The 22,695-nt window shown below is 49.7% G+C and carries 23 protein-coding genes; 9 read left to right on the plus strand and 14 right to left on the minus strand.

Features of this window, described 5'->3' with window-relative positions:
• Positions 1-461: 461 nt before the first annotated feature.
• The 5 genes from D3P07_RS15460 to D3P07_RS15480 form a co-directional block, all read right to left on the minus strand.
• On the minus strand, positions 462-881 hold the full coding sequence (locus D3P07_RS15460) for a hypothetical protein (protein ID WP_119801118.1): 420 nt from the start codon (positions 879-881) through the stop codon (positions 462-464).
• A 64-nt stretch (positions 882-945) separates the two neighbouring features.
• Positions 946-1,380: a hypothetical protein gene (locus D3P07_RS15465; protein ID WP_119801119.1), complete on the minus strand. Its 435-nt coding sequence runs from the start codon at positions 1,378-1,380 to the stop codon at positions 946-948.
• A gap of 50 nt (positions 1,381-1,430) precedes the next feature.
• On the minus strand, positions 1,431-1,907 hold the full coding sequence (locus D3P07_RS15470; RefSeq protein ID WP_119801120.1) for an ABC transporter ATP-binding protein: 477 nt from the start codon (positions 1,905-1,907) through the stop codon (positions 1,431-1,433).
• Between the two features lie 18 nt (positions 1,908-1,925).
• Positions 1,926-2,648: a hypothetical protein gene (locus D3P07_RS15475; RefSeq protein ID WP_119801121.1), complete on the minus strand. Its 723-nt coding sequence runs from the start codon at positions 2,646-2,648 to the stop codon at positions 1,926-1,928.
• A 7-nt stretch (positions 2,649-2,655) separates the two neighbouring features.
• A complete protein-coding gene (locus D3P07_RS15480; protein ID WP_119801122.1) occupies positions 2,656-3,894 on the minus strand; it encodes an SPFH domain-containing protein in 1,239 nt (412 codons plus the stop codon).
• A 225-nt stretch (positions 3,895-4,119) separates the two neighbouring features.
• On the opposite strand from D3P07_RS15480, the gene D3P07_RS15485 reads away from it, so the two are divergent.
• Complete coding sequence (locus D3P07_RS15485) at positions 4,120-4,650, plus strand: type 1 glutamine amidotransferase domain-containing protein (RefSeq protein WP_119801123.1); 531 nt, start codon at positions 4,120-4,122, stop codon at positions 4,648-4,650.
• Positions 4,651-4,971: 321 nt separating this feature from the next.
• On the opposite strand, the gene D3P07_RS15490 is transcribed toward D3P07_RS15485, so the two are convergent.
• Together D3P07_RS15490 and D3P07_RS15495 are read right to left on the minus strand one after the other, a co-directional pair.
• Positions 4,972-6,303, minus strand: coding sequence for an FAD-dependent oxidoreductase (locus D3P07_RS15490; RefSeq protein WP_119801228.1), 1,332 nt, complete (start codon positions 6,301-6,303; stop codon positions 4,972-4,974).
• Between the two features lie 215 nt (positions 6,304-6,518).
• Positions 6,519-7,295, minus strand: a complete 777-nt coding sequence (locus tag D3P07_RS15495) for a TSUP family transporter (protein WP_119801124.1) — start codon at positions 7,293-7,295, stop codon at positions 6,519-6,521.
• A 185-nt stretch (positions 7,296-7,480) separates the two neighbouring features.
• Here D3P07_RS15495 and D3P07_RS15500 point away from each other — a divergent pair, with 185 nt between their 5' ends.
• Positions 7,481-8,251, plus strand: a complete 771-nt coding sequence (locus D3P07_RS15500) for an SDR family NAD(P)-dependent oxidoreductase (protein WP_119801125.1) — start codon at positions 7,481-7,483, stop codon at positions 8,249-8,251.
• Positions 8,252-8,334: 83 nt separating this feature from the next.
• Here the strand turns inward: D3P07_RS15500 and D3P07_RS15505 are convergent, their stop codons facing one another.
• On the minus strand, positions 8,335-9,357 hold the full coding sequence (locus D3P07_RS15505) for a M23 family metallopeptidase (protein WP_259391527.1): 1,023 nt from the start codon (positions 9,355-9,357) through the stop codon (positions 8,335-8,337).
• A gap of 224 nt (positions 9,358-9,581) precedes the next feature.
• Between D3P07_RS15505 and D3P07_RS15510 the strand changes: the two genes are divergently transcribed.
• Together D3P07_RS15510 and D3P07_RS15515 are read left to right on the plus strand one after the other, a co-directional pair.
• The gene (locus D3P07_RS15510; RefSeq protein ID WP_119801126.1) at positions 9,582-10,331 is read left to right on the plus strand and encodes a response regulator transcription factor; all 750 of its coding nucleotides are present in this window, start codon (positions 9,582-9,584) and stop codon (positions 10,329-10,331) included.
• Positions 10,328-12,082 (plus strand): sensor histidine kinase, encoded by a 1,755-nt coding sequence (locus D3P07_RS15515; RefSeq protein WP_119801127.1) that lies wholly within the window; start codon positions 10,328-10,330, stop codon positions 12,080-12,082. Before D3P07_RS15510 ends, D3P07_RS15515 begins: the two co-directional genes overlap by 4 nt.
• A 53-nt stretch (positions 12,083-12,135) precedes the next feature.
• Here D3P07_RS15515 and D3P07_RS15520 read toward each other — a convergent pair whose 3' ends face one another.
• Both D3P07_RS15520 and D3P07_RS15525 read right to left on the minus strand, forming a co-directional pair.
• Positions 12,136-12,810, minus strand: a complete 675-nt coding sequence (locus D3P07_RS15520; RefSeq protein WP_119801128.1) for a PspA/IM30 family protein — start codon at positions 12,808-12,810, stop codon at positions 12,136-12,138.
• A gap of 53 nt (positions 12,811-12,863) precedes the next feature.
• Complete coding sequence (locus D3P07_RS15525) at positions 12,864-13,094, minus strand: PspC domain-containing protein (protein ID WP_119801129.1); 231 nt, start codon at positions 13,092-13,094, stop codon at positions 12,864-12,866.
• A gap of 753 nt (positions 13,095-13,847) precedes the next feature.
• Between D3P07_RS15525 and D3P07_RS15530 the strand changes: the two genes are divergently transcribed.
• From D3P07_RS15530 to D3P07_RS15540, 3 genes are all read left to right on the plus strand, one after another.
• Positions 13,848-15,272: a hypothetical protein gene (locus D3P07_RS15530; protein WP_119801130.1), complete on the plus strand. Its 1,425-nt coding sequence runs from the start codon at positions 13,848-13,850 to the stop codon at positions 15,270-15,272.
• Positions 15,273-15,325: 53 nt separating this feature from the next.
• Positions 15,326-15,625: a hypothetical protein gene (locus D3P07_RS15535; RefSeq protein WP_119801131.1), complete on the plus strand. Its 300-nt coding sequence runs from the start codon at positions 15,326-15,328 to the stop codon at positions 15,623-15,625.
• 305 nt (positions 15,626-15,930) lie between these two features.
• Entirely contained in the window at positions 15,931-17,586 is a 1,656-nt protein-coding gene (locus tag D3P07_RS15540; protein WP_119801230.1) for an FAD-binding dehydrogenase, read from the plus strand.
• Between the two features lie 213 nt (positions 17,587-17,799).
• On the opposite strand, the gene D3P07_RS15545 is transcribed toward D3P07_RS15540, so the two are convergent.
• The 3 genes from D3P07_RS15545 to D3P07_RS15555 form a co-directional block, all read right to left on the minus strand.
• Positions 17,800-18,294, minus strand: coding sequence for a hypothetical protein (locus D3P07_RS15545; RefSeq protein WP_119801132.1), 495 nt, complete (start codon positions 18,292-18,294; stop codon positions 17,800-17,802).
• Complete coding sequence (locus tag D3P07_RS15550; protein WP_182914352.1) at positions 18,295-18,501, minus strand: helix-turn-helix transcriptional regulator; 207 nt, start codon at positions 18,499-18,501, stop codon at positions 18,295-18,297.
• A gap of 170 nt (positions 18,502-18,671) precedes the next feature.
• Complete coding sequence (locus D3P07_RS15555) at positions 18,672-19,784, minus strand: metallophosphoesterase (protein ID WP_119801133.1); 1,113 nt, start codon at positions 19,782-19,784, stop codon at positions 18,672-18,674.
• Positions 19,785-20,104: 320 nt separating this feature from the next.
• Between D3P07_RS15555 and D3P07_RS15560 the strand changes: the two genes are divergently transcribed.
• A complete protein-coding gene (locus tag D3P07_RS15560; protein ID WP_119801134.1) occupies positions 20,105-20,647 on the plus strand; it encodes a hypothetical protein in 543 nt (180 codons plus the stop codon).
• A gap of 106 nt (positions 20,648-20,753) precedes the next feature.
• Here the strand turns inward: D3P07_RS15560 and D3P07_RS15565 are convergent, their stop codons facing one another.
• On the minus strand, positions 20,754-22,112 hold the full coding sequence (locus D3P07_RS15565) for an MFS transporter (protein ID WP_119801135.1): 1,359 nt from the start codon (positions 22,110-22,112) through the stop codon (positions 20,754-20,756).
• 117 nt (positions 22,113-22,229) lie between these two features.
• Between D3P07_RS15565 and D3P07_RS15570 the strand changes: the two genes are divergently transcribed.
• Positions 22,230-22,580 (plus strand): ArsR/SmtB family transcription factor, encoded by a 351-nt coding sequence (locus tag D3P07_RS15570; RefSeq protein WP_119801136.1) that lies wholly within the window; start codon positions 22,230-22,232, stop codon positions 22,578-22,580.
• Positions 22,581-22,695 lie beyond the last annotated feature (115 nt).

Below are 22,695 nucleotides of genomic sequence, written 5' to 3' on the forward strand. Positions count from 1 at the left end.
TGCATTCCACGGATACGGACACCGCTTTTTTCGGAGCGGGCGCTGGCCTGGATTCCACTACATGGACCACTGTTCTTGTTTCTACACGCCGCTGGACGGGCGGTGGGATGACTTGAACCGGACTAGGCTGCGGCGGGGGTGGGGCTGACATCTTCAACCGCAGATTTTTTCGAGTGCGATGGCCGAAGAACAAGAGCAAGAACGTTGGTATATAAAACATGAAGACAAGTGCTGAAATGGATGTAGAAAGATCAGAGTCGCCTGTTTCTGAGGTTATCAGGCCAACTACTACTGTGAACAAAAGTGAAGCAATGGCGAATAGGACGCCAAAAATAGTCAGGATGTGTGAGAAGAAACGCATAAAATTTAAACCCCTCCGTCATTTACTGGCAACTAGTTGCAGGCTGCGGGGCAACGATCGTTTTACATGCCAGCCGTTAGAGCAAGCCGTATACATGTTTTTAGTTGCCCGCAGATAATGGAGAGCCGCAATAGTCGCAAGACGAAACCTCGTCTTTCATGATAGCCATCCGAGCCCCGCAGCCTTTGCATTCCGCTGACACGGTCTTTTTCGGGGCCGGAACCGGTGTAGGTTTTACTTTAATAATCGCCCTCGGCTCAGGCGGAGTAAAGGACATCGGCTGAGCCGGCAGTGTTGCATGTTGTTCGGCATACAATTTTTTTCTGATGCGCTGTCCAAAGTACAATAGCAAGACAGGAGGCGAATTCATGAGCAGGAAAAGGATGACCTGTACGATGGACAGAGCTGCTCCCTTAGGAAGTTGCATGATTAAAATCAATGTAAACCCGACGGAAAGCAGGATGTAAACCGTACCGAATATGGTCATGACCATAGACATTGCATATTTAAAACCACGCATAACTTTTGTACCTCCGATACGAGCTGGCAATCAGCATAAAAAACTTAGGTTGTGTGTTGCAAGCTTAGGCTGTTAAAGGCGATCCACAATAATCGCATGGCGAGCTCTCGCCTGCTGCAACAGCCTTCCGTGCACCGCAGCCTTTGCATTCCACGGATACGGTCTTTTTCGGTACCGGCGGCGGTGTTGGCTTGGTTTCTACGACATTAATGACTGTATTGACTTGATGCTGTACTGGCGGAATATAAGAAGCGGGAATGGGTTGTTGTACCGGCACAACCTGTTTTTTTGGTTTCTTCTTTCTGATCAGTCGATAACCAAAGTAAAGAAGCAGGAAGGATGGACCATAAAAAAGTAAGAGCTGACCAATGTAATGTCCAACTACCTCACCACTGGAATTACCCGGGTCCATTTCAATCGTTGATAGAATAGAAAGAATGGAATAAAGGATACCGACTGCGAGTAAAACACAACCGATTACGATTCTGATTATGCGCATAAGTTAAATTTCATCCTCCGTTACTTATAGGCGCAATCGCCCTATACAATTTATTGAGCTGTTGCTGCCAGAGGCGATCCGCAATAGTCGCAAGAGGTACTTTCTCCTTTTACTACTGCTTTCCGGGCGCCGCAACCCTTGCACTCTACGGACACGGTAGGTGCTTTTTTCGGGGCGGGAGCAGGTCTGGATTCTACGACATTGATGACGGTTTTGGTTTCCACGCGCTGTTGAACAGGCGGGGCATGGTATACCGGATCGTACTGTGCAGCGGCAATGGCCGCAGCTTCTGCTTCATTCTTGCGCTTCAGCTTCTTCCGAATGCGATGCCCGAAGAAAAAGAGCGCGAATGTAGGAAGATAGAACATGGTGAAAAGTATCAATAATAAGACTAAGCCTTCTGCAAAGGAATCAGATTCTGAAGAAACTTCCGACATGATAATGAGCGTAAAGATAAGTGAAACCAATGTATAAATAGCACCAGCCACTGTTAAGATGACAGAAATGACGTAACCAAAACCACGCATAACGTTCCGTACCCTCCGTTATTTGCTCACAACCAATTGCAGGTTGCGGGCTTTGACTTGTTCTCGCAGATGATGAATGGAACGGATGAGCTCTTCTGTGGATTCGTTTTGGGCATTTATTTGTTTCGCCGATTCAATGACGCCATTGATATATTGGATATCCAGTTGCATCGTATATTCGAGCTCCGCAAGAGCGGGAAGGGATGCAGGATCGCTATACGCGATATCATCAATTAGCGAGTCCAGGACGGGTGCTACTTTTGAACGCTCCGCCTGTTCCCATCGCTGAAGCGACAGCTTGGCATTCCGCGCTGCTGTCAGCATAAGCTTCCAGTCTGCAGTCCGCTCGCTGTCCCCTTGCTCAACGTTCTGAATATGAGAGTAAGACACACGGACCAGCGCAGATGCGATGACAGCAACAAGCAGCAGTACACCATGGAGCGTGATGTACACGCCAAGCGGAAGGAAAGCAAGGAATGCCGCAACGACAGCGGCAACGAAGTAGAGTCCGGCTATCATTCCGTATGTCATATAAGAGCCTTGGTATCCTGCTCGTGAGCCTTGAATTAACCGGGATATCATCAGCCAAGCTGCCAGTTCAGCCAATAGAACGGCTGAGAGCGCCAGAATCTGGCGCAAGTCCCAGGTAACAATCGGATTAAGGCCAAAATAAATAAACAACGTAAGCCCTGCAATAAGCAGGAAGATAGTTGAATTTAAAGCTTGTGGACGTATCGTCATGAAATGATCAACCCCCTTGCTTCTGGCTTGCGCCGCAATGGCTGCAGAATGCGGAACCGCCGAGAATTGTTTCATTGCAGCTTACACAAGACTTCGGCAGCGCGGTTCCACATTCATGGCATTTGGCACTGTCTTCTGCCGTATCAGCTCCGCAAGACGGGCATGCATGATACTTGTCGCCGCAATTGGCGCAGAACTTGGCGTTTTCAGCTATAGCGGTTCCACATTTGTCGCAATGAGGGACCTTTTTGGCCGGGGATTCCAGAGCCGCTGGCTCCTTTTCACGCATGCTTTTACCGCAATTGCTGCAAAATGGCACTCCTGCCGAGCCGCTCGCTCCGCAATGCGGACACTTCGCAAGGGCTGGCGGAGGCGAAGCATTCATGGCGTCGCTGACACGATCCATCTGGCCGCTGAACGTGCCGCCAAGCGTGCTCCCGAGATTTGCGCCGACAAAGAGCGGATGAACGCTGCCCGGATTTTTTGCAGCGCCTTCCAGAATGTCGAGGGAGCGCTGCTGTTGATACGAGAAGCCGACCATTTCCATCTCCAGTCTCTTGTTCAGCAGACTGCGAAGCTTCTCAATGGAGGGATCGCCATCCGGCACGCTTACGTTTTCAATATAGAAATGATGGATTTTGATCCCGAATTCATCCAACACATCTGCGATTTTAGCCTGCGCATGCGAAGAAATTTCGCTGATATACGCGTTGATTTCCAAAGAGCTCACTTTTTTATGAATCAGATACGATGTAATAATTTCGGTAATATTCATCATCATAACGCCGCGAATATGCTTGGATAATGATTCCTTTGTAAACTCGCCCAACGTTCCGACCATCTTGATCAGGAATTTCCGGCTATCCTCGACAGTCAGTCCGAAATGGCCAAAAGCGCGTACAGGAACCAAAATATGATACAGGGGGTCCTTCACCTGAATCGGTGTGGCTGTACCCCATTTAATATCAAGAACGCTGCCTTTGTTGACGAACCATACTTCTGCGGTAAATGGCGACTTGCCGCCAAACGGCAGGTTGACAATATGGTTCAAAAGCGGAATATTGGCTGTGCTAAGCGTATGTCTGCCTGGTCCGAAGCTGTCTAACGCCTTGCCTCCCTTGAACAGGATCGCTTCCTGCGATTGATTGACAATCAGCTGCGTCCAAGTGCCCAGCTCCTGATGCGGAAATTTCCAAGCGTACACATCCGGCGTGCCGTCATATTTGACGATATCAATCAAGGACATTACGTCATCACCTCATCTATGTAATATGGGAAAAAGGTCCCTGTAACCATCTCTTCCTATAGTAATGGATAAAGGTCGATAGGGCTAGAAGTTTGTCCCAATTTGGTATACGAGATTGAGAAGATATGGATGCGGTATTTTTTTTAGGGGAAGAAGCCAATTGCTTCAAATCAGGATGAAGAGGGTAAAGTATACGTATTCCAGGTTTGAGAGGAGCGATTGACAATGACGAATGCAAAGAAGGTTGCGTTTCTGCTGGCGGACGGATTCGAGGATTCGGAGATGGAAAATCCGTTCGACGAAATGGTGAAGAACGGTCATGAGACAGTAATCATCAGCGAGCGGGCGGGTGTGGAGTTGCGGGGTAAAAAAGGAACGATTGCGTATACGTCCCACCTTTCCATTGAAGAAGCAACAGCAAGCGATTATGCGGCCGTCATCATTCCTGGCGGAAGCTCCCCGGGTAAGCTGATGGACAACGAGAAGGTCCAGCAATTTGTTCAGGAGGCCGACTCTGCTGGTATCACAATCGCTGCGATTTGCCATGGTCCGCAAATTCTGGCTGCAGCCGGAATATTAGAGGGACGTACATTGACATCGTATCCAGGCATCGCATCCGAAGTGGAGAAGGTGGGCGGTCGCTTTATCGATAAGAAAGTTGTCGTGGATCAGAATTTGATTACATCGCGCACACCGGAGGACGAGCCTGCATTTATTAGCGAAATTCTGGAGAAGATCGGCGTTAATGCTTGGTAGGAGTTAGGCACTATATTGATATAAAAAAAGCGACGCCGGGATGGTTCCGGTGTCGCCTTTCATAGTTGGTGCGTACTGTCGTTGACTTTCGGTTGTGAAAATCTTTAATGCTGCTGCTTATTACATCCAGTAAACAATGGCGAGAGTGGGAAGGATGGTCGGGATTAACTCAATAAGTCGATTTCACCGACTTAAAGCCCCAAGTCCAGCCGAGTTCCGCCAATAGGTCGATCAGATCGACTTAATTGCTCGGATATGGTGCGCGTAACGGACTAAGCTGGTCTCATCGACTTATGTTATATCGTCGATTCCATTCGCAGCTTACACCGCCTGCAACCCGGCTTGGTTCAGCAGATTCCATGGCTTGTTGTAATGCGGCTGGAAGAAGAAGTCGACGAAGCTGAGTTCGTCCATCGTCATACCGTTTTGGATGCAGACCGACAACGTGTTGATCGACTGGGTCAGATCGATTTTCGATAGCAGCTGGGCGCCGAGGATTTTGCCGCTGTCTGCTTCATAGACAACCTTGAGCGTAACCTTCTCGAACGTCGGCATGAACTCCGGCTTATCATTATCAATGATTGTGACATTTTTCACGTTCATTCCTGCAGCAATTGCAGCCGTTTCCGTCATACCGGTCGAGGCGATGTTGTAGTCATAGATTTTAATGCCCGAAGTGCCTTGCGTACCGAGATATTTGACGGTAGGTTCAACAAGGTTTCTGGCTACGAGCGTTCCCATACGGACAGCGTTGGTAGCTAGTGGGATATAGGCATGCTCCCCGGTCGGGTTATATTTGACTGCGCAGCTGTCTCCTGCGGCGAATACATCGGGCTTGCTGGTGCGCATATATTCATCGACGATGATCGCACCGTTCGGGAGCATATCGACCTGCCCTTTGAGCAGCTCCGTGTTGGGCCGGAAGCCCATGCACAGGACAACCATATCCGCTTCGTGCACGCCAGTGTTCGTTACAACGGCTCTTACCTCGCCATTCGCATTGCCTTGGAACGATGTAACAGTCTCGCCCAGCGCAAGCTTCACACCTTGATCGGCGAATGCGCGTTCCGCTACATCTGTAAACTCCCGGTCCAAATATTTGTAGAGCACACGCTCCATATTGTCGATTAACGTTACATTTTTGCCAAGCATCTCGAAGGCTTCAACAAGCTCGATTCCGATATAACCTGCACCGATGACGGCGATGCGGCGGGCAAGTCTTGCTTTCTGGATGATGGCTTGTGCGTGATTGTAATTTTTGCACAGTACGACGTTCTCCAGATCGATGCCTTCCAGTTGAGGGATAATCGGCCACGATCCGGTCGTGACGACCAGCTTGTCGAACGAATGGACGAATTCTTCGCCGGTTTGCAGGTTTTTCGCTCTTAGCGTCTTGGCGTCCGTATCTACATCGAGTACATCGTGGCGGACCTTCATAGTCACGCCAAGCTCTTCCATTTTCTCAGGCGACGAGTAGAACAGCCCCTTCGAATCCTTCACGACACCGCCCACATGAAGCGCAATGCCGCACGACAGGAAGGAGATATTATCGTTCCGCTCGAAGACGGTGATTTGGGCATCAGGGTATTGCTTAGCCATTCCGGTAATGGCGGCCGTGCCAGCGTGCGTGCATCCGATAACAGCAATGTTCATGTTTCTCATTCCAATCTCCTCCTTGTATGGGACGAAGGACGTTAGGTTCACCCTTCGCCAAGTGAATCTTTTCACAACCTAATTTATAATGTGAAATGATTCACAATCATCTATTTGTTATTATCATATGCGATCGGAAAGAGGAGCGCAATAGATTCGAAAAGAATCATGTGATTTTTTTCACAACATGTGGCGAAAAAATGGCGAAAGGTCCCTTACCCCACCGCCATCACCCATATTTGTCTTGCAATCAGCAATGCGCTCACACCGATAAATAGAGGACGCACATACTTTGCCCCCTTTTTAATCGCAACTCTCGATCCTACGATGGAACCCAGCACCATAGCCCCGCCCATTAGTAATCCTACTCCGTAAGCCACTGAGCCAAGCGCAACAAAAGCAATTAAGGAGAAGAAGTTGCTGGTGAAGTTAAGCAGCTTCGCATTCCCTGCCGCCTTTACAAAGTCCAGTCCGATCAAGAGAAAAGCAAAGATCAGGAACGAACCCGTTCCCGGACCGAAAAACCCGTCATATCCGCCAAGCAGCAATGCGGCAGCCGCCATGGCGAGCCAGCTTCGGCGAGATAGCACACGCATGGTGCTGACCGCTCCCCAGTCCTTTCGGAAGAGGGTATAGAGCGTAACCAGCAAAAGCATGACAATAACTAGCGGACGGAGCCAGTCCGTAGGAACAAGCTGCAAGAGCAGTGTACCTGCCACCGCGCCGATTGCGGTTAACGGCACTAGCTTGCCGGATAATCGGAGGTCTACATGCCCAGACCGGAAAAAAGCGATCGTACTTGTAAGCGAAGACATCGATCCGGCAAGCTTATTCGTTCCAAGCGCCAGATGCGGCGGCAAACCTGCGGCGAGCAGTGCCGGGACGGCAATCAGGCCGCCTCCACCTACGACTGAATCGACGAATGCTGCTATAAAGCCCCCTGCGACGATAATCAATATAACTTGCCAAGTCCATTCCCATTCTATGCCCATATTGGTTCATCCCGTTCTTTATTCAGACTGATCGTTTGTTGTATGTTGACAAATCATATCGCATTTTCCGGCCTTTCGCCAGATGCGTTACTATGTTTTGATTCGTTGCATGGGCGAGCTATAATACAGGTAATCAGATAATCATGACTAAATAAGTGCGGTTAAGATCATGAAGGAGGGACATTATGCCGGGAATAGAGCAGGAGCAAGCCCATTTTGCAGAAAAGATCGCTCTCATTACTGGAGCGGGTGCCGGGATTGGACAAGCGCTTGCGCTGGCTTACGCCAGAAACGGGGCAGTCGTTGTAATAGCCGATCGCAATGAAGTCGGGCTAGCCGACACTTCGACGCAGCTTAAGAGAATAGGGCATGAATCAGTCTCGATCACAGTAGATCTAAGCATCCCAGGTGATATCTCCTCTATGTTCACGAGAATTGAAGAACTGGTCGGGGGCATCGATATCCTCGTCAACAATGCTGGCTTTGGCATTTGGAAGTCGCCGTATGAGCTGGAGCTGGATGAGTGGGACAGCGTAATCCATACCAATTTGCGGGGCACCTTCCTATGCTCGCGTGAGGCTGCGGCTCAAATGAAAAAGCGCGGCGGCGGCGCAATTGTTAATCTTTCCTCTACTCGGGCGCTTATGTCTGAACCGAATTCGGAAGCATATGCGGCTTCCAAAGCCGGCATTCTGGGACTGACACATGCGATGGCCGTTTCCCTTGGCCATGACCATATCCGCGTCAATGCGATTTGTCCCGGATGGATTGAGACAGGAGATTACAATGCCCTCCGCTCCGAGGATCATGCCCAGCATCCGGCGGGACGAGTGGGGAGGCCTGAGGATATCGTCAATGCGTGCTTCTATTTGACCGATCCGAACAATGACTTCGTAACGGGCACGCATCTGACCGTTGATGGCGGCATGACCAGACGAATGATATACGAAGAATAGCATGGTTATCCGGTTAAGCATGTATGCTATATATGACCAAAGACTGCTGTTCTTATGGACAGGCAGTCTTTGGTCGTTAGCTGTTATTTTCCGCCGTTAATTGTTTTTCCGCGAGTAGGATCGAGATCATTCGACCACTTGATGCGAATCGACTTGGACTCGAATAAGTCGCTGCCGTCCGATACCTGGAAGTGCATATGCGCTTCGCTGGAGTTGCCGGAGTTGCCGACTTCGCCGACTTTGTCTCCGCGTTTTACTTGGTCACCGACCTTTACCATAGCAGACCCTTTCTTCAAATGAGCGAGGTAGCTGTACTCGCCGCCATGGTCGATGACGACGACATTGCCGGCAGGGGCTTTCTCGTTCATGACCCCGACTGGCTCGTTATCTGCGATATCGTTGACAACTTCAACGACCGTCCCGTCGGCAGGGGCTACCACATCCTGTCCGAAGGCATAATAGCTTTCATTCTTCGCAGGATCTCCTTCGTACGACATTCCGTTCTTCTCTTGTATGATGTCATAGGCGTATCGCTGGGAAGGATGCGCATAGTGATAGTTGTCGAATACATTCGTTCCGCCCCAGAATACGAACCAGTCTCCGTGCATTGGCCAATCATAGGCGGCCTTCGTATAGATCTGGTCGGTATCGGCATGCTGCTCCAGAGGCTGGAACTGAAGAGCGACAATAACGTTGTCTTGGTCAAAAGCGGCGAGCATCCCGGTATCATGGGAGCTGCTTAGCCATATCCGCTGATCCAGGCCGTTCAGCTTGAGCGAGCTTGATGCTTTGAAGGATTCGATTCCCGCTGTTGCGTCGGCTGCCACAGACTTGAATTCCTCTTCGCCCACCTGAGCCTGAAAATCTTTGGATAATTGCTTATAAATCCGTGTGTATTCCCCATCTAGCATAAATTTGGCCAAATCCTCCGGCTCGATCTTGCTTGCCTCATTCCCCATTTGTTCCCCTCCCGTGCTGACCTGTGTGGCTACCGGCGTTGCTGCAGGCTTTGCTTCCCCGCTGCAGGCAGTCAGTATTCCCGCAATAGCTCCAGTTGCGATAATGGCGCCGGCTATTCTGAGGCGTTTTGGCAATTTGTTTTTCATCAAACTCCACTCCTTTTTCTTTATTCGCTCGTTTCTCTATTTTTCGTTCGTTTATATCGTAACAATTGAGTTTAAAGGCACATGAAACGGAACATGTACGGAAGCTTAAGGATGGTCCGATGTACAGACCGGAAAGTTAAGGCTCCGTTAAGATTGGCGCATCGTCCACCTTCTGAAAGTCGTGCTAAAATAGAGGCAAAGCCAGTCGCTAAGGGAGAACGATAATGAACCATGCTTCTATACTGCTTGTCGATGACGAGCTCTCCATACTTGAAATGATGAAAACAGTCTTGCGTAAAGAAGGCTTTGCCGATATCGATACCGTTCGATCCGCAGAGGAGGCCTTGAAGGCATGCGCCGACAAAACCTATCATCTCATTGTGCTGGATGTGATGATGCCGGGACGGAGCGGTCTGGAGGCTGCGCCTTTCCTAAGACAGCTGACGGACGCGCCAATTCTGTTCCTGACGGCACGCACATCTGACTTTGACAAGCTGTCCGGCTTCGCCGTAGGTGGCGATGATTATATTACCAAGCCATTCAATCCGATGGAGGTTGTTGCCCGTATTCGATCCCAGCTTCGCCGGTATATGGCCTCACTCAGACAGAGTGATCAAGGAGAAGAGCGAAGAGGGAGGCGAGCCGGCACAGTCTACGATTATGGCAGATTCCAGGTGCATGAGGAAGCAGGAGAGCTAATCGTGAACGGCCAGTCTGTGCCGTGCCCTGCTCTTGTCTTTCAATTGTTGCTCTATCTGTGCAAGCATCCGAACCGGATCTTCGGCAAAAGCGAGCTGTATCAGCAAGTATGGGGCGTCGATGCGCTCAATGACGACAATACGGTGATGGTGCATATCCATCGCATACGGGAGCGGATTGAGGAAGATCCTTCCCGGCCAAAGTTTATAGTTAATGTAAGAGGCATGGGCTACAAGCTCGTTCAGAGGCTGGATGCGGAAAGCAGGAAGGCATGATGAAGCGGCAGCTGATTCTTCGCTTTACGCTTCAGCTCACCATCGCAGTCGTCCTTTCTTTGCTGATTGTGGCAGCGGGCATTATATGGATTACTCAGCGTTATGCGGAAATTAATATATCGATTGATTTTTCATCCATCGGTCTGGAGAGGCTGGTTGAATCCTCGAAGCTGACCAAGGACGGCATCCGATTCGACCCGAAGCTGCTGGAGCAGGTGAAATCCAATAACGGCTGGCTGCAAAGTCTGGACGAAAACGGTAACGTAGAGCAGTCCTTTAATACGCCGCCGGATGTGCCGCTGAAGTATGCGCCGGGAGAGATGTTGTCTTATTGGACAGGAGAGAGGCCGTTTCCTTATCATCTGTATCTGTGGATTCAAGAGAAGCACGGCAGGTTATTTACCGTTGTCTATGGGGTCAAAGACGAGATCGGACCGCTGCTTGAGACGGCGGTGGCGCATGGACAAGCGGCTGCGAACGGACAATTGCAGCTTCCGGAGACGGCGGCGGAGCGGCTGCTGACGCTGGGAGGATATGCGCAGGTGCTGAATCATTCCGGGGTCGAGCTGGCTTCGTTCAATAAGCCAGCCGATGCCATTGATCGGTACAACGTGCAGGAGATGGCACTGCGTACCCTGTACAATGACCGTTATGGCTACCGCATGAGTGCACGCTATGTTCCGGAGACGGGGATGACCTGGATCGTATCCCTGCCGAATACGCTAAAGCCTGCGCAATCAGATTCGTCATGGCTGCCGCCGGAGGCCAAAGTGCTGCTGATTGCCATCTCGGTCATGCTGCTTTCCCTGCTGCTGGTGTTCTTCCTGCTCTCGTTATGGAATGCGCGGCGCTTCGGGTCGCCGATGCTGCATATGCTTGCTTGGCTGGACTCGCTTGGCAAGGGCGTGTATACGGAGCCGGTTGACCGCAAAGGAGTCCCGAGAAGCCGCAACCGGCTAGGAGGCTGGCGTTCCCGTTACCGGGTGTTTTCCGATGTGCTCCATTCGATCGAGCGATTGTCCGTCACTTTGCTCCGGGACCGGGAACTGCGCGAGCAGAATCGAAGTCTGCGCGAAGAATGGATATCGGGCATTACCCATGATCTCAAGACGCCACTCTCCTCCATCAAAGGCTACGCCCACATGTTGTCGGAGGAGCGGTATGAGTGGAGCGCCGAGGAAGTCCGCCATTTCTCGCGAACGATGCTGGAGAAGTCGGCGCATATGGATACGCTGATCAACGATCTGGCGATGACCTATCGTATAAGCGCAGGCGTACAGCCGCCGAAGGGGGAAGAGTTGGAGCTGAACGAGTGGCTCCGCAAATCGGTGGAGCAAGCCGCGTCTCATCCTTCTTTTGACCATCAAAGCGTAAAGTTCGTTCCGTCAGGAAAAGATATGTACATTAGGCTGCATGCGCCGTGGCTCCATCGAATCGTTATGAATTTGACCGCCAATGCGCTGCTCCATAATCCGCCCGGAACCCAATTGACCGTTAGCGTGGTAGAGGACGACCGTGACGGCGGTATCGTGATCACGTTTGCCGATGATGGCAGAGGGATGGATGAGCAGACGGCGGCGCGGCTGTTCGATCGTTATTACCGCGGGACAGACAGTATGGCGATGGCAGAAGGCACGGGACTTGGGATGGCGATAGCGAAGGATCTGGTAGAAGCGATGGGCGGACATATTACAGTTGATACCGCTCCGGGTCAAGGCACGACAATCAGGCTGAGTTGGCCGAGGGGATAAAAAAAGAAAGAACGCCCTGCCAAATAGCGGGGCGTTCTTCATCTATATGAAGGCTAGCTGCCGGATTGCTTCTGCAGCAGGCGTTGCAGCTGTTCTTCGACTTGCGCATTGCGTTGCTCCTGCTTCTGGTCATGGACAGCAGGGCTTACGTAGTTGCCGGCGGATGTTTTGGACAGCTCGCGTGCAGCTTCCCACTCCATCACCTTCTGCTCGATTCGCTCAAAACCGCGTGCAGCGGCGCTGCCTTGCAGATGGGGGGCAGCGAATCCGTTGCCGCCAGCTTGTGCAGATGACTGGCGAACACGGGCAACCAGCTCAGCGCGCTTGCTTTGCAGACGCGTTTTTTCTTCCTTCAGCGATTCAACACGCAGCTGTAAGTCGATTGCGGCTTGCCCCGCGATACCGCGCAGTCGATCCGTATCCTCCGCTTGCTCCAGATACAGCAGCTTCGCTTCCAGAGCAGTACGGGCTTCAGCCTCGCGGCCTTCCGTAGCTGCTTGTACCGCTTTTTCCTCGTAATAACGGGCTTGCGTATTTAGCTCTTCGAATTTGGAGCCCATCATGCGCTCCTGTGCCTGTTGCTGTACCAAAGCGCGCTCGGCGCGGTCAATTTCCTCGTCCAGATCTCTTAAGTAATGATTCAGCATCATCACCGGATTTTCTACCTTGTCCAGCATTTCATTAGCAGCAGCTCTAGTCATATTCACGACGCGTTGCAAAATTCCCATATCTCATCTCTCCTTAGATTGTGTTTGTAGTTTGGTTGTTTGTACAGCTTAGTTTAGTAATGCTTGTGATTATAGTTATTCATGAAGGACATATCGCCTAGCGGCGCCTTCGGTACAAGAATCGTACCTATGAAGTACAGCACCACTACTGCTCCGAAGCTGAAGAATGCGGTGATGACGACCAGCAATCTTACAATGGTGGAGTCGATGCCGAAATATTCAGCGATGCCTCCGCAAAGTCCAGTCAATTTATTGTCCGTGTTAGATCGGAATAGTTTTCTCATGTTCCTCATCCTTTCCTCTCGCTCGTTTCTATGTCTTTATTCTACCGGGTACGCCGCCTTCCGGTAACGGTCCCGGGTCTATTCTTTATGCTGGCCTTGAGTCGGGGAGGGACTGGGACGGACGGCGGGGTGGTTAATGGAAAGGGGGAATTCTAAACATGCAAATGCTCTCTGCCTTCCATTTTTTAGCTTTACAGTATATGGAGATATCAATGTTAATGGATCGGATAAAAGTAACCTAATGTAAAGGTAAGTTGAACGGAAGCATAAGATTGGTATGGAGATGAATGTCTACTTCAATTAACAAAGATGATCGGAGATCACCGGTAATTCGTGTATTTCGCAAGAAACATCAACCGCATTCGAAACTGCGATTATGTGTGGAATATCGCATTCATTAGGTCAACCGCCATTGTTAGTTAGCTTTTTGCTGTGATAGGCGATAATCAGGCGAACACGGCAAGCCAATAGGAGGCGAGGAAAGTTTTTTTAAACATTCGATGCGTGAGATTAAGCTAATAAGCGATCATTTTAGTGACTATAAAGATGTAAATAATTTTTTTGATTTTTTATATTTTCTGCAACCAACTCCCAGTTGGTGGTGTTTTAACAAATGAGGATAATTTATCCTTTTACAATTCAAAGAAAAATTGAAGGGAGGAGGGAACAAATCAAATATTGGTGCTTACACAATAGACATAAGCTTGATTAATCTATGCTGTATTACCAATTTTAATTAATAGGAGACTATGTATGAAAACTCGAATGTTATCCGTATTAGTCGCATTCAGCATGCTGTTCACTTTCAATATCGTAAGCGCTGCAGATTTCCAATCTGATTCCAAATCCTCAATTACTTTGAACGGAATAAATTTATCTGTAGACGATTTTAATAAAACGTTGACGGGACCTCCATCCAATAGAACTTCGTTAAGTAGCGCTCGCTCATTAAATGATGTAAGCATGAAGTTATCGAACGTCAGTATTATTAAGAATGAAATAAGTTTCGAAGCCACAGTTCTTAACAATGGAAAAGAGACAGGCATGAATGCCGGAGGAACACTGCACGCCGGGTATAAATCACAACGGGGGGCTAATAGTGTTGTCGGCGACATAAAAGACACCACAAAGAATTTTGAAATTTTACTTTTCGAAATATTTAATGACGATCAAAAGGATAACCTTTTGGTAGCATCGACTTCAGAAGCAAAGGCTGCTGTTACGTCTGGCGCTAATTTGAAGATTTATCTTCTGGATTCAAACAAAGAATTGTATATTTTTGAAGATACCCTTCCGAAGGTCTTTAGTCACTTGGATGCAGGTGATTTTACAAAAGGAGACTCCCGGAAAGATATGTACTGGTTCCTAGACATTGCTAACACAGGCGAGAAGTTGGAACTTCAAAGCGATCAACAGTTATTGAGTCAGATGGGAATAAGTGATGCCCAGATAATGGGGCTAGATCAATATACGATGTGGACGAATCCAACCACTTTTTACCATTCAATTTATATCGGTGGAGAGCATTACCAGAGTTATTCTTTGCCTTATGTTGAATATAAATATGTAAATGTAAAGTCGCAAGACTCGAGATGGATTGCTTCATTTAAAGTTGCTGAGCATCAACGTGTTGGGAATTACACCTACTATGGAAATAATGTTTTTGTTTATCGGAATTTACAAATTTCTTTTGCTAGTGGAAACAGATCTGTTTTTGTTAAAACGGAACAGCAAGGACGGATGTATAAGTACTCGGGTCTTACAGGAATTAAAAAGGTAGGTGATCAAATCACAGCGCAATTATTGAAAAAAGCACTTTCCTCATTGCCTGGAGCATCTACTTACACTACTGTACTTGGATACATTAATACGATGTCATCTAGTACTGGAACAGTAACATTGGGGAGTGCGGGGGTGAGTCTGCAAAATAGCGATACGTTTGCAGTTGGTGAGAAACTTTCTGATTATCAGTTCGAAGAGAGTACAAATCATAGTGGGGCTAACAATAATGGGGACTATTTTACTTATCATGCCATCTTGAATTATATTCAGAATTCCAATGGCTCACAAAATCAAATTGGTGCATTAAAGGTCAGTTTCGATATGTTTAATTGGGACAATTATTCAAGTACTCCAATTTCGAAAGATTTTCAATTGAATTATACTTCAACACAATAAGTATATATGGAATGAGGACAATTTAACCGCCATTCCATTCATAGGAGGACATCATGTACTCAACGGAAATACTAAAAAAGTTCACTATCCTGAATGCGGTTTTTAGTATCGTTGTCATTATTTTTAGCTGTTATGGAGTGATTATATTAATTGATCGGCGACATCAACATACAGCAGATTTTGAAATGGCTTTATATTTTTTTCTGTTTCTAATCTTTACTGCCAGTTTGCTATCCATTTTTTTGACCTATTCTATCCATCGTATACGGGAGGCACTGGAATTTGAAATTTCCAGCTTAAGGAATGAACTTGCGCAACACGAAAAAAGAGTGGATCAGCTTTTGAAGCCTTGAGAAAAAGCAGCCGAATGGCTGCTTTTTGTGTTGGATCCCAACTAAACGTCCTTTCGGCGCTTCCAGCTACTTCACTACGAATACTTTAGGCATCAGCATTCCGATACCGCATGCCGTAGGCGATTATCTTATCATGGAAATATCATCCGACAAGCTGGCGGAGATCATGAATAAGCCAATGTATTCGAAAATATGGGGTTAAGCTCAGTGAAATAACAGTCATCCGTTATCTCGCCTAAATTAGCTATTGTCATTTCCTTCCTCGCATAAGATGATAGAAGAAATTGGTTATGGAGGGATTGGAGATGCATCGATCGGACGCGATCGTGATAGGCGCAGGGCTTGCAGGACTTGTAGCGGCAGCGGAGCTTGCCGATGCTGGCAAGAAGGTTGTACTGCTGGATCAGGAGCCGGAGGCTTCGCTTGGCGGCCAGGCCTGGTGGTCGTTTGGAGGGCTGTTCCTGGTCAACTCGCCGGAGCAGCGCAGGCTGGGCATTCGGGACTCCAGGGAATTGGCCTGGCAGGACTGGCTTGGTTCAGCAGGCTTTGACCGCGACGAGGATGAAGATTACTGGGGCAAGCAATGGGCTGAAGCCTATGTCGATTTCGCTTCAGGTGAAAAACGGGCTTGGCTGCATGGCATGGGCATTCGGTTCTTCCCGGTGGTCGGCTGGGCGGAGCGGGGTGGTTACTTGGCAGATGGGCATGGCAACTCGGTGCCTCGCTTTCATATCGTATGGGGCACAGGCCCCGGGATTGTAGCGCCATTCGAGCGGCGGGTCCGAGAACATATCGCACAAGGCCGAATCGATTACCGTCCGCGCCATCGAATCGATCAGCTGATTCAACGGAATGGTGCGATTGTTGGTGCAAGCGGTTCCATTTTAGTTCCCAGCAATGCCGCGCGAGGTGAAGCAAGCTCAAGAGAGATTGCGGATACGTTCGAGTATGAAGCGGAAGCGGTGCTCGTCACAAGTGGAGGCATAGGCGGCAACCATGAGCTGGTTCGGCATAATTGGCCGAGCAGACTGGGACAGCCTCCTGCGCGCATGTTGTCCGGCGTACCGGCCCATGTGGACGGACGAATGCTTGGCATTACGGAGGAAGCAGGCGGCCGCATCGTGAACCGCGACCGGATGTGGCATTATACGGAGGGGCTGAAGAACTGGAACCCGATATGGAGTGATCATGGCATTCGTATCCTGCCGGGACCTTCGTCGATTTGGCTTGATGCGACTGGAAACCGCTTCCCCGCGCCGAACTTTCCCGGCTTCGATACACTTGGCACACTGGAAGCGATTCAGAAGAGCGGCTACGATTATTCCTGGTTCATTCTGACGCAGAAGATTATTGAGAAAGAATTTGCATTGTCCGGCTCGGAGCAAAACCCCGATCTGACCGGCAAGAGCGTGCGTAAGGTGCTGTCACGAGTGCTGCCGGGTGCACCGGGGCCGGTCCAAGCTTTCATGGATAAAGGGGAGGACTTCGTCATCGCCCGCAGCGTTAAGGAACTGGTCAACGGCATGAACAAGCTGGTCGGCAGCCGCCTGCTTGATGCGTCAGCTATCGAACGCCAACTGATCGCGCGCGACCGGGAGCTGGATCATGCGTTTACGAAGGACTTGCAGGTGATGGCGATTCGCGGCGCCCGCAACTATATTGGCGATAAGCTGATCCGTACGGCGAAGCCGCATAAGCTGCTGGACCTGAAGAATGGACCGCTGATTGCCGTAAGGCTGAGCATTGTCAGCCGCAAGACGCTGGGCGGGCTCCAGACCGACCTGTCTGGCCGCGTGCTGAATGCCGCAGGCGAGCCGATCCCGGGACTATACGCGGCGGGAGAAGCTTCCGGCTTTGGCGGCGGCGGCGTACACGGCTACCGGGCGCTGGAAGGGACATTCCTCGGCGGCTGCCTGTTCTCCGGCAGAGCTGCGGGGCGGGCAGCCGCCGATGTGCTGTAGCTGTAAGAACAGAGCTTGACCCAATACGGCTGCTGAATATTCTAATAATCCGATGGCTAAGCTTCAAATCCAAAGACGCTTCCACCGCGGCATATCCGAGGTTGGAAGCGTCTTTGTCGTTCGTTAGGGGCTACTCCCGGTCGAGCGTTTTGCTCATTCGATAATTAATAAGTTTGACCACCTTCAATCCCTTCGATTTCTTATCATTCATGCTTATCCTGCCTTCTTCCCGCTGCCCGCTTGCTTCTTCCGAATGGATATCATAACGAGCACATTCATCAGAACGGGCGGGATAGCGGCAAGCAGAAAGCGCCATTCGCCTGTCACAGCGGAAATAATCGCGAACAACAACAGAACGGATGTGAAGATTGCAATACTCAGTACGAGTTGAAATTTGCTGTTTTTTCCTTCATCGGGGTCCTCCGTCATGCGCGCACGAAGGAGGAAGAAGGTCAGCCCCCAGCTGCCCAGATGAACGAACAGCAGAATCGCCAGCGACGGGATCGTGCCAATCGACAGGCCGAATACTTCCAGCGACAGCAGTACATAGATAGCGGTGATTGTGAAGTACCAGGAGATAGAGCGGGATTTGCTTGCCATATAAGCATGCATCTCATCCAGTCCGTTGTTTTTGGCGGCTGCTCGTCTGCCGAAATACCATCCTGCTATTCCAAACAGAAGCCCACCGTATATACCGAGATAATCCATCTACTTCTCCTCCTTTTCCTCAAATAGAAATACATCCTCAATTTGCATATGGAACGCTTTTGCGATTTTGAAAGCGAGCTCCAGCGACGGATTGTACTTCATCGTTTCGATCGCGATGACCGATTGTCGGGAGACACCGATGATTTCACCAAGCTGCTCCTGCGTCATGCCATGATCGGATCGCAATGCCCGGATACGATTTTTAATAAGGAATCCCTCCAAACGCAGTAGTCATAATGTAAAGCTAACTTTACGTAAAGTGTACTTTACATTCATGCTCCATGTCAATCTTTTCCTAATTCAAGTTCTTACGCCCGGTAAAAAACAAACAACGAGATACCTCGATTAGAGGAATCTCGTTGTTGTGTTGAAGGCAATTATTCCGCCTTATTCGAGAAGGTAGCATGAATGAGTACAACTTCCGCTTGCGATCCGATCCGAATCGGAGGTCCCCAGAAGCCAAAGCCGGAGGAGACGATCGTATGGAGCTGGTCCTTTTGCAGGTAGCCCCAGTCATTTTCGAATAGCCGTTGGGTAACCAGATGCGCAGGGGCGATCTGTCCGCGATGGGTATGCCCGGAGACGACCAGGTCAATGCCTTGCCGCTGCGCGATATCGAAGCCGAGTGGCTGATGATCCAGCAGCATCAAGGCATTCGAAGAATTGACGCCCTCGGTCAGCTCCGCGAGCTCTGCCCGCTCCTTGTCGCTGTAATCCTTGCGGCCGATTAAGGTGAGCCAGTCCTCAATTTCCACGTATTCGTCGTACAGCACCTTCATGCCGCTTTCTTCCAGGAGGTCGATTAGCTCCTGCATCTCGCCGTTGAACCGGTCATGGTTCCCGAGCGAGGCATAGACCCCATACGGCGCCTCAATCCTAGAGAGAATCTCGCCGATTCCTTTCTCCTTGTAAGGCACGATATCGTCATCGATGATGTCCCCCGGGAAGAGAACAATATCCGGCTCCAGCGCATTGATTTCCTCTACGAGCCGGATGGCATGATTTTTGCCGGACAGGTAGCCGAAGTGCATATCCGAAGCCATTGCGATTTTCAGCTCGCCGCTTGCGGGACCCGGCTTGTCGATGCTGATATCGTAAGAGCGAACGGTAGGCGTATACGCATTGTAGCTGCCATAGCCAATAAGCAAGACCAGCGCGGTCAGAGTTACAATTCCCGCCCACTTCTGCACATGATGGCGAGGCAGAGAAGTCAGTCTGGAGAGCCAGATGATCAGATGAACAACAGGAAGCATCAGCACAAGCAAGCTGAATATAGCCAGCCAGTAGGAGCCGATGATGTTCAGAATGGTCGAGCCGGCGAACACTCTGGCGAGAATAAAGGAAGCAGCCAGGAAGATAAGTGCGGCAATATAGAGCAGACGGAATCGCCGGGATACCGAAGGCCGCATCCAAGACCAGCCGCTCCAGCCTATGTAGAACACAATAAGTCCGTATACCAACAGAAAAACAATGCCGATTGCAATAAACATGGTGCCCTCCTTTAGGATGTTAGTCCCATTATATCATCCGTCATGCATGAACTAAAAATTTGCCTGTCTCTAGAGGAGACAGCGGTCTTCATGCATCGCAGCATGATACCGAGTTTGTGCCATTCACTTCTTCTCGCACGTGGTCCACAATCTATCCTGTTATAGCGGATTCTTCATCGCAAGTAATCAAAAATGAGCCTCAAAAGGTCAATGGAGCGCGATATCGCTGGCGGTGGATTCGATAACTATTTACAATATTCCCCTTTATGTTAGGTTTAACAAGAAGAGACGCTATGTACGAAGCGGGAGGTTGTATAGCCATGTACGGTAAGTTAGCATTAATGCTGATCGTTGCAGGATTGTTATGGGGGTGTTCGAATGAAGGAAGCGAGGAGCCCTATCCAGACCACAAAACAGAGGAACTTATTGAGAAACATATTGAGGATCATACAGATGAATCTATACGGTTTATACAAGACCAGACGAAAGCTACGATTACAGAAGCTGACGGTATGGATAAGCTCGTGACGTTCGAATATGCACTTGAGAATAAAGCAGCTGCTTTAGAGGAAGTATGTATTGAAATCTTCATTCATGACGAGAAGTGGGTAGAGCTGGTCGGCTTGGAACATCTTCGAGTAAACGGAGAGCTATCGGAACCTGTTGCCTTGGAGCCTTCGGTAGGGTATAGAGGCAGCGTATCAATCTCGATTCCGATCACAGCTAACTTGCAAGATGAAGATATTGAGGCCCGTTTAGTCGAGTCGGATGCTATCGAGATTCAAGCGGTTCATGCAGAGAACAAAGCTATACTTGCGAGCGACTATGTTCGTTCTCTTAATTATGTGCAAGAGTCTTTGTAAATGATCAGCATACCGTACTTGAAATCAATCAGCAGTAAAAAAGCCCAAGGAATCGCTGATCGGCGATTCCTTGGGCTTTTTGGTCCGACGCATTTAGGACGCCATCTTATTGAACCTGCGCTTTTCGAAACGTGCTTCTGAAGTACAGCATCGAGCAAGCGATAGCAGCCAATACAACCACGGCCAGTCCCCAGTAAATATTGCTGTAGGCATGAGAGAGCGACAGGTTCTTCTGCCACACCAGCGCGCTTGCCGATATGGCCACGCCGAAGGCGCCGCTGAAGAATTGCAGGAGCTGGAACAGGCCAAGGCCCGAGCCGATCTGGGACGGCTCCAGAATGCGGGACATCTCGTTCGAGACGCTGCTGGACAAGATCGTAAAGCTGGTGCTGAGCAGCATATAGATGAACAGGATAGCCCAGTAAGACAGCCCTTCGAACAAAGCGAACAGCACAACCGCAGCCAGCAGGAATAACGGGATATACCGAATGATAGAGCCGTTGCCGTTCGTATCGATATACTGGCCTACCCGTCTGGAGACGAACATCGCAAGCATGGAGCCAGGGAAGATGATCAATCCTGCCTCAATCGCGCTTAGGCCGTATTGCTTCACGAGAATTTGCGGCATGAGGAACAGCGTCGCAAAGCTGCATAGATAAGCGGCGATGCCGACGCCGCCCAGGATCAAATACGAGCGGTTGCGGAAAAGCGACGGCAGCACGAACGGATTGGCTGCGGTTCGGATGCGTACAATAAACAAAATGATAGAAACAAGTCCGAGTGCCAAGGCGATAAAGGATTGGTTCGTCAGGAACAGAAGCAGGCCGGTCGTACCAATGCCGATGAAGATGGCGCCAAGCGCGTCGAATGAGCCTTTTCTCATCTCTTCCTTCGGAATATAAGCCGCAAACAACGGAACGAGCACAATCGTAACAGCGGTCAGCACGAATAGAATATGCCAGCCCATATATTCGACAACGACGCCCCCAACCACAGGTCCGAGGCCAAGGCCTAAGGATACTGAGGACATAATCAGCGCCATCGCCTTGCCTCTTCGCTCCAGAGGAACGTAACGGGAGATGAGCACCAGCGACAGCGCAGGGATAGAGCCTGCGCCCGAAGCTTGAACGATGCGTGCGCCGATCAGCATTAGGAAGCTATTGCTGAACAAACCTGCGATGGCCGCCAAGCTGAGGGATAATATGCCGATGATGAATAGTCTGCGAATGGGAACGAAGTCAGCCAGCCGGCTGTACGTGATGGATGAGATCGCAAAGACGATGGAGTACCCCGTTACGATCCAAGATGTTGTGGATGCCGACAGCTGGAAGGCTTCCGCTACATCCGGCAAAGCCAAATTAAACATCATGGTGTTCATGATGACGACGACAATGGTAATGCCGAGCAGTCCGAGTACGGCGCCTTCCTTCATAGTTCCTTGATCAGCCGAATGATGAGTTTGCATAGTGATGGGGATTCACCTCCAGGTTATAAAGTTCGATTGTTATCGAACAATAGAATCATAGCATGCGTTATGGTATAATGCAAACATCACTTTTTATTTTTACAGGGGGCTAAAGACATGAAAATATTAGTGCATCCCGACCGTGCAGATATCCATTTGTCCTCCGTTTTGTATGCCTTAAGCGATCCTCTACGCCTGATGATTGTCTCTCAGCTCCGCGGCGTCTCGGAACGAAGCTGCGGAGAGTTTGAATTGCCAGTGGCGAAGTCCACACAATCCCATCACGTCCGTACGCTGAGGGAAGCCGGCATCATCTATGTACGCAGCGCCGGTACGCAGCGGCTTGTCTCGCTTCGTACCGAAGATATGGAGGCGCGATTCCCCGGGCTGCTCTCTTCGATTCTGGCAGCCTATGAAACTTCGGGCGAGCAGGAACGCATCATAAGCTCGGAGCAATCATCAGACTGATTGAGATTTCACTATTCATAAAAACATGTACAGATCAGGCTTGGACAAGTTGTTAGATGATTATACGGCGCAGTCTTCTTGTATGGCTATGGTAGCCATGCGGACTGCGTCTTTT

The organism is Paenibacillus sp. 1011MAR3C5, from assembly GCF_003591485.1.
Classification (GTDB): Bacteria; Bacillota; Bacilli; order Paenibacillales; family Paenibacillaceae; genus Pristimantibacillus.

Coding starts and splice junctions, on each gene's coding strand:
- D3P07_RS15560 (WP_119801134.1), top strand. CDS start 20,105: ATGTACGGTAAGTTAGCATTAATGCTGATCGTTGCAGGATTGTTATGG.
- D3P07_RS15570 (WP_119801136.1), top strand. CDS start 22,230: ATGAAAATATTAGTGCATCCCGACCGTGCAGATATCCATTTGTCCTCC.
- D3P07_RS15510 (WP_119801126.1), top strand. CDS start 9,582: ATGAACCATGCTTCTATACTGCTTGTCGATGACGAGCTCTCCATACTT.
- D3P07_RS15480 (WP_119801122.1), bottom strand. CDS start 3,894: ATGTCCTTGATTGATATCGTCAAATATGACGGCACGCCGGATGTGTAC.
- D3P07_RS15465 (WP_119801119.1), bottom strand. CDS start 1,380: ATGCGCATAATCAGAATCGTAATCGGTTGTGTTTTACTCGCAGTCGGT.
- D3P07_RS15540 (WP_119801230.1), top strand. CDS start 15,931: ATGCATCGATCGGACGCGATCGTGATAGGCGCAGGGCTTGCAGGACTT.
- D3P07_RS15565 (WP_119801135.1), bottom strand. CDS start 22,112: ATGCAAACTCATCATTCGGCTGATCAAGGAACTATGAAGGAAGGCGCC.
- D3P07_RS15475 (WP_119801121.1), bottom strand. CDS start 2,648: ATGACGATACGTCCACAAGCTTTAAATTCAACTATCTTCCTGCTTATT.
- D3P07_RS15535 (WP_119801131.1), top strand. CDS start 15,326: ATGTACTCAACGGAAATACTAAAAAAGTTCACTATCCTGAATGCGGTT.
- D3P07_RS15525 (WP_119801129.1), bottom strand. CDS start 13,094: ATGAGAAAACTATTCCGATCTAACACGGACAATAAATTGACTGGACTT.
- D3P07_RS15495 (WP_119801124.1), bottom strand. CDS start 7,295: ATGGGCATAGAATGGGAATGGACTTGGCAAGTTATATTGATTATCGTC.
- D3P07_RS15520 (WP_119801128.1), bottom strand. CDS start 12,810: ATGGGAATTTTGCAACGCGTCGTGAATATGACTAGAGCTGCTGCTAAT.
- D3P07_RS15515 (WP_119801127.1), top strand. CDS start 10,328: ATGATGAAGCGGCAGCTGATTCTTCGCTTTACGCTTCAGCTCACCATC.
- D3P07_RS15530 (WP_119801130.1), top strand. CDS start 13,848: ATGAAAACTCGAATGTTATCCGTATTAGTCGCATTCAGCATGCTGTTC.
- D3P07_RS15460 (WP_119801118.1), bottom strand. CDS start 881: ATGCGTGGTTTTAAATATGCAATGTCTATGGTCATGACCATATTCGGT.
- D3P07_RS15485 (WP_119801123.1), top strand. CDS start 4,120: ATGACGAATGCAAAGAAGGTTGCGTTTCTGCTGGCGGACGGATTCGAG.
- D3P07_RS15490 (WP_119801228.1), bottom strand. CDS start 6,303: ATGAACATTGCTGTTATCGGATGCACGCACGCTGGCACGGCCGCCATT.
- D3P07_RS15545 (WP_119801132.1), bottom strand. CDS start 18,294: ATGGATTATCTCGGTATATACGGTGGGCTTCTGTTTGGAATAGCAGGA.
- D3P07_RS15505 (WP_259391527.1), bottom strand. CDS start 9,357: ATGAAAAACAAATTGCCAAAACGCCTCAGAATAGCCGGCGCCATTATC.
- D3P07_RS15500 (WP_119801125.1), top strand. CDS start 7,481: ATGCCGGGAATAGAGCAGGAGCAAGCCCATTTTGCAGAAAAGATCGCT.
- D3P07_RS15555 (WP_119801133.1), bottom strand. CDS start 19,784: ATGTTTATTGCAATCGGCATTGTTTTTCTGTTGGTATACGGACTTATT.
- D3P07_RS15470 (WP_119801120.1), bottom strand. CDS start 1,907: ATGCGTGGTTTTGGTTACGTCATTTCTGTCATCTTAACAGTGGCTGGT.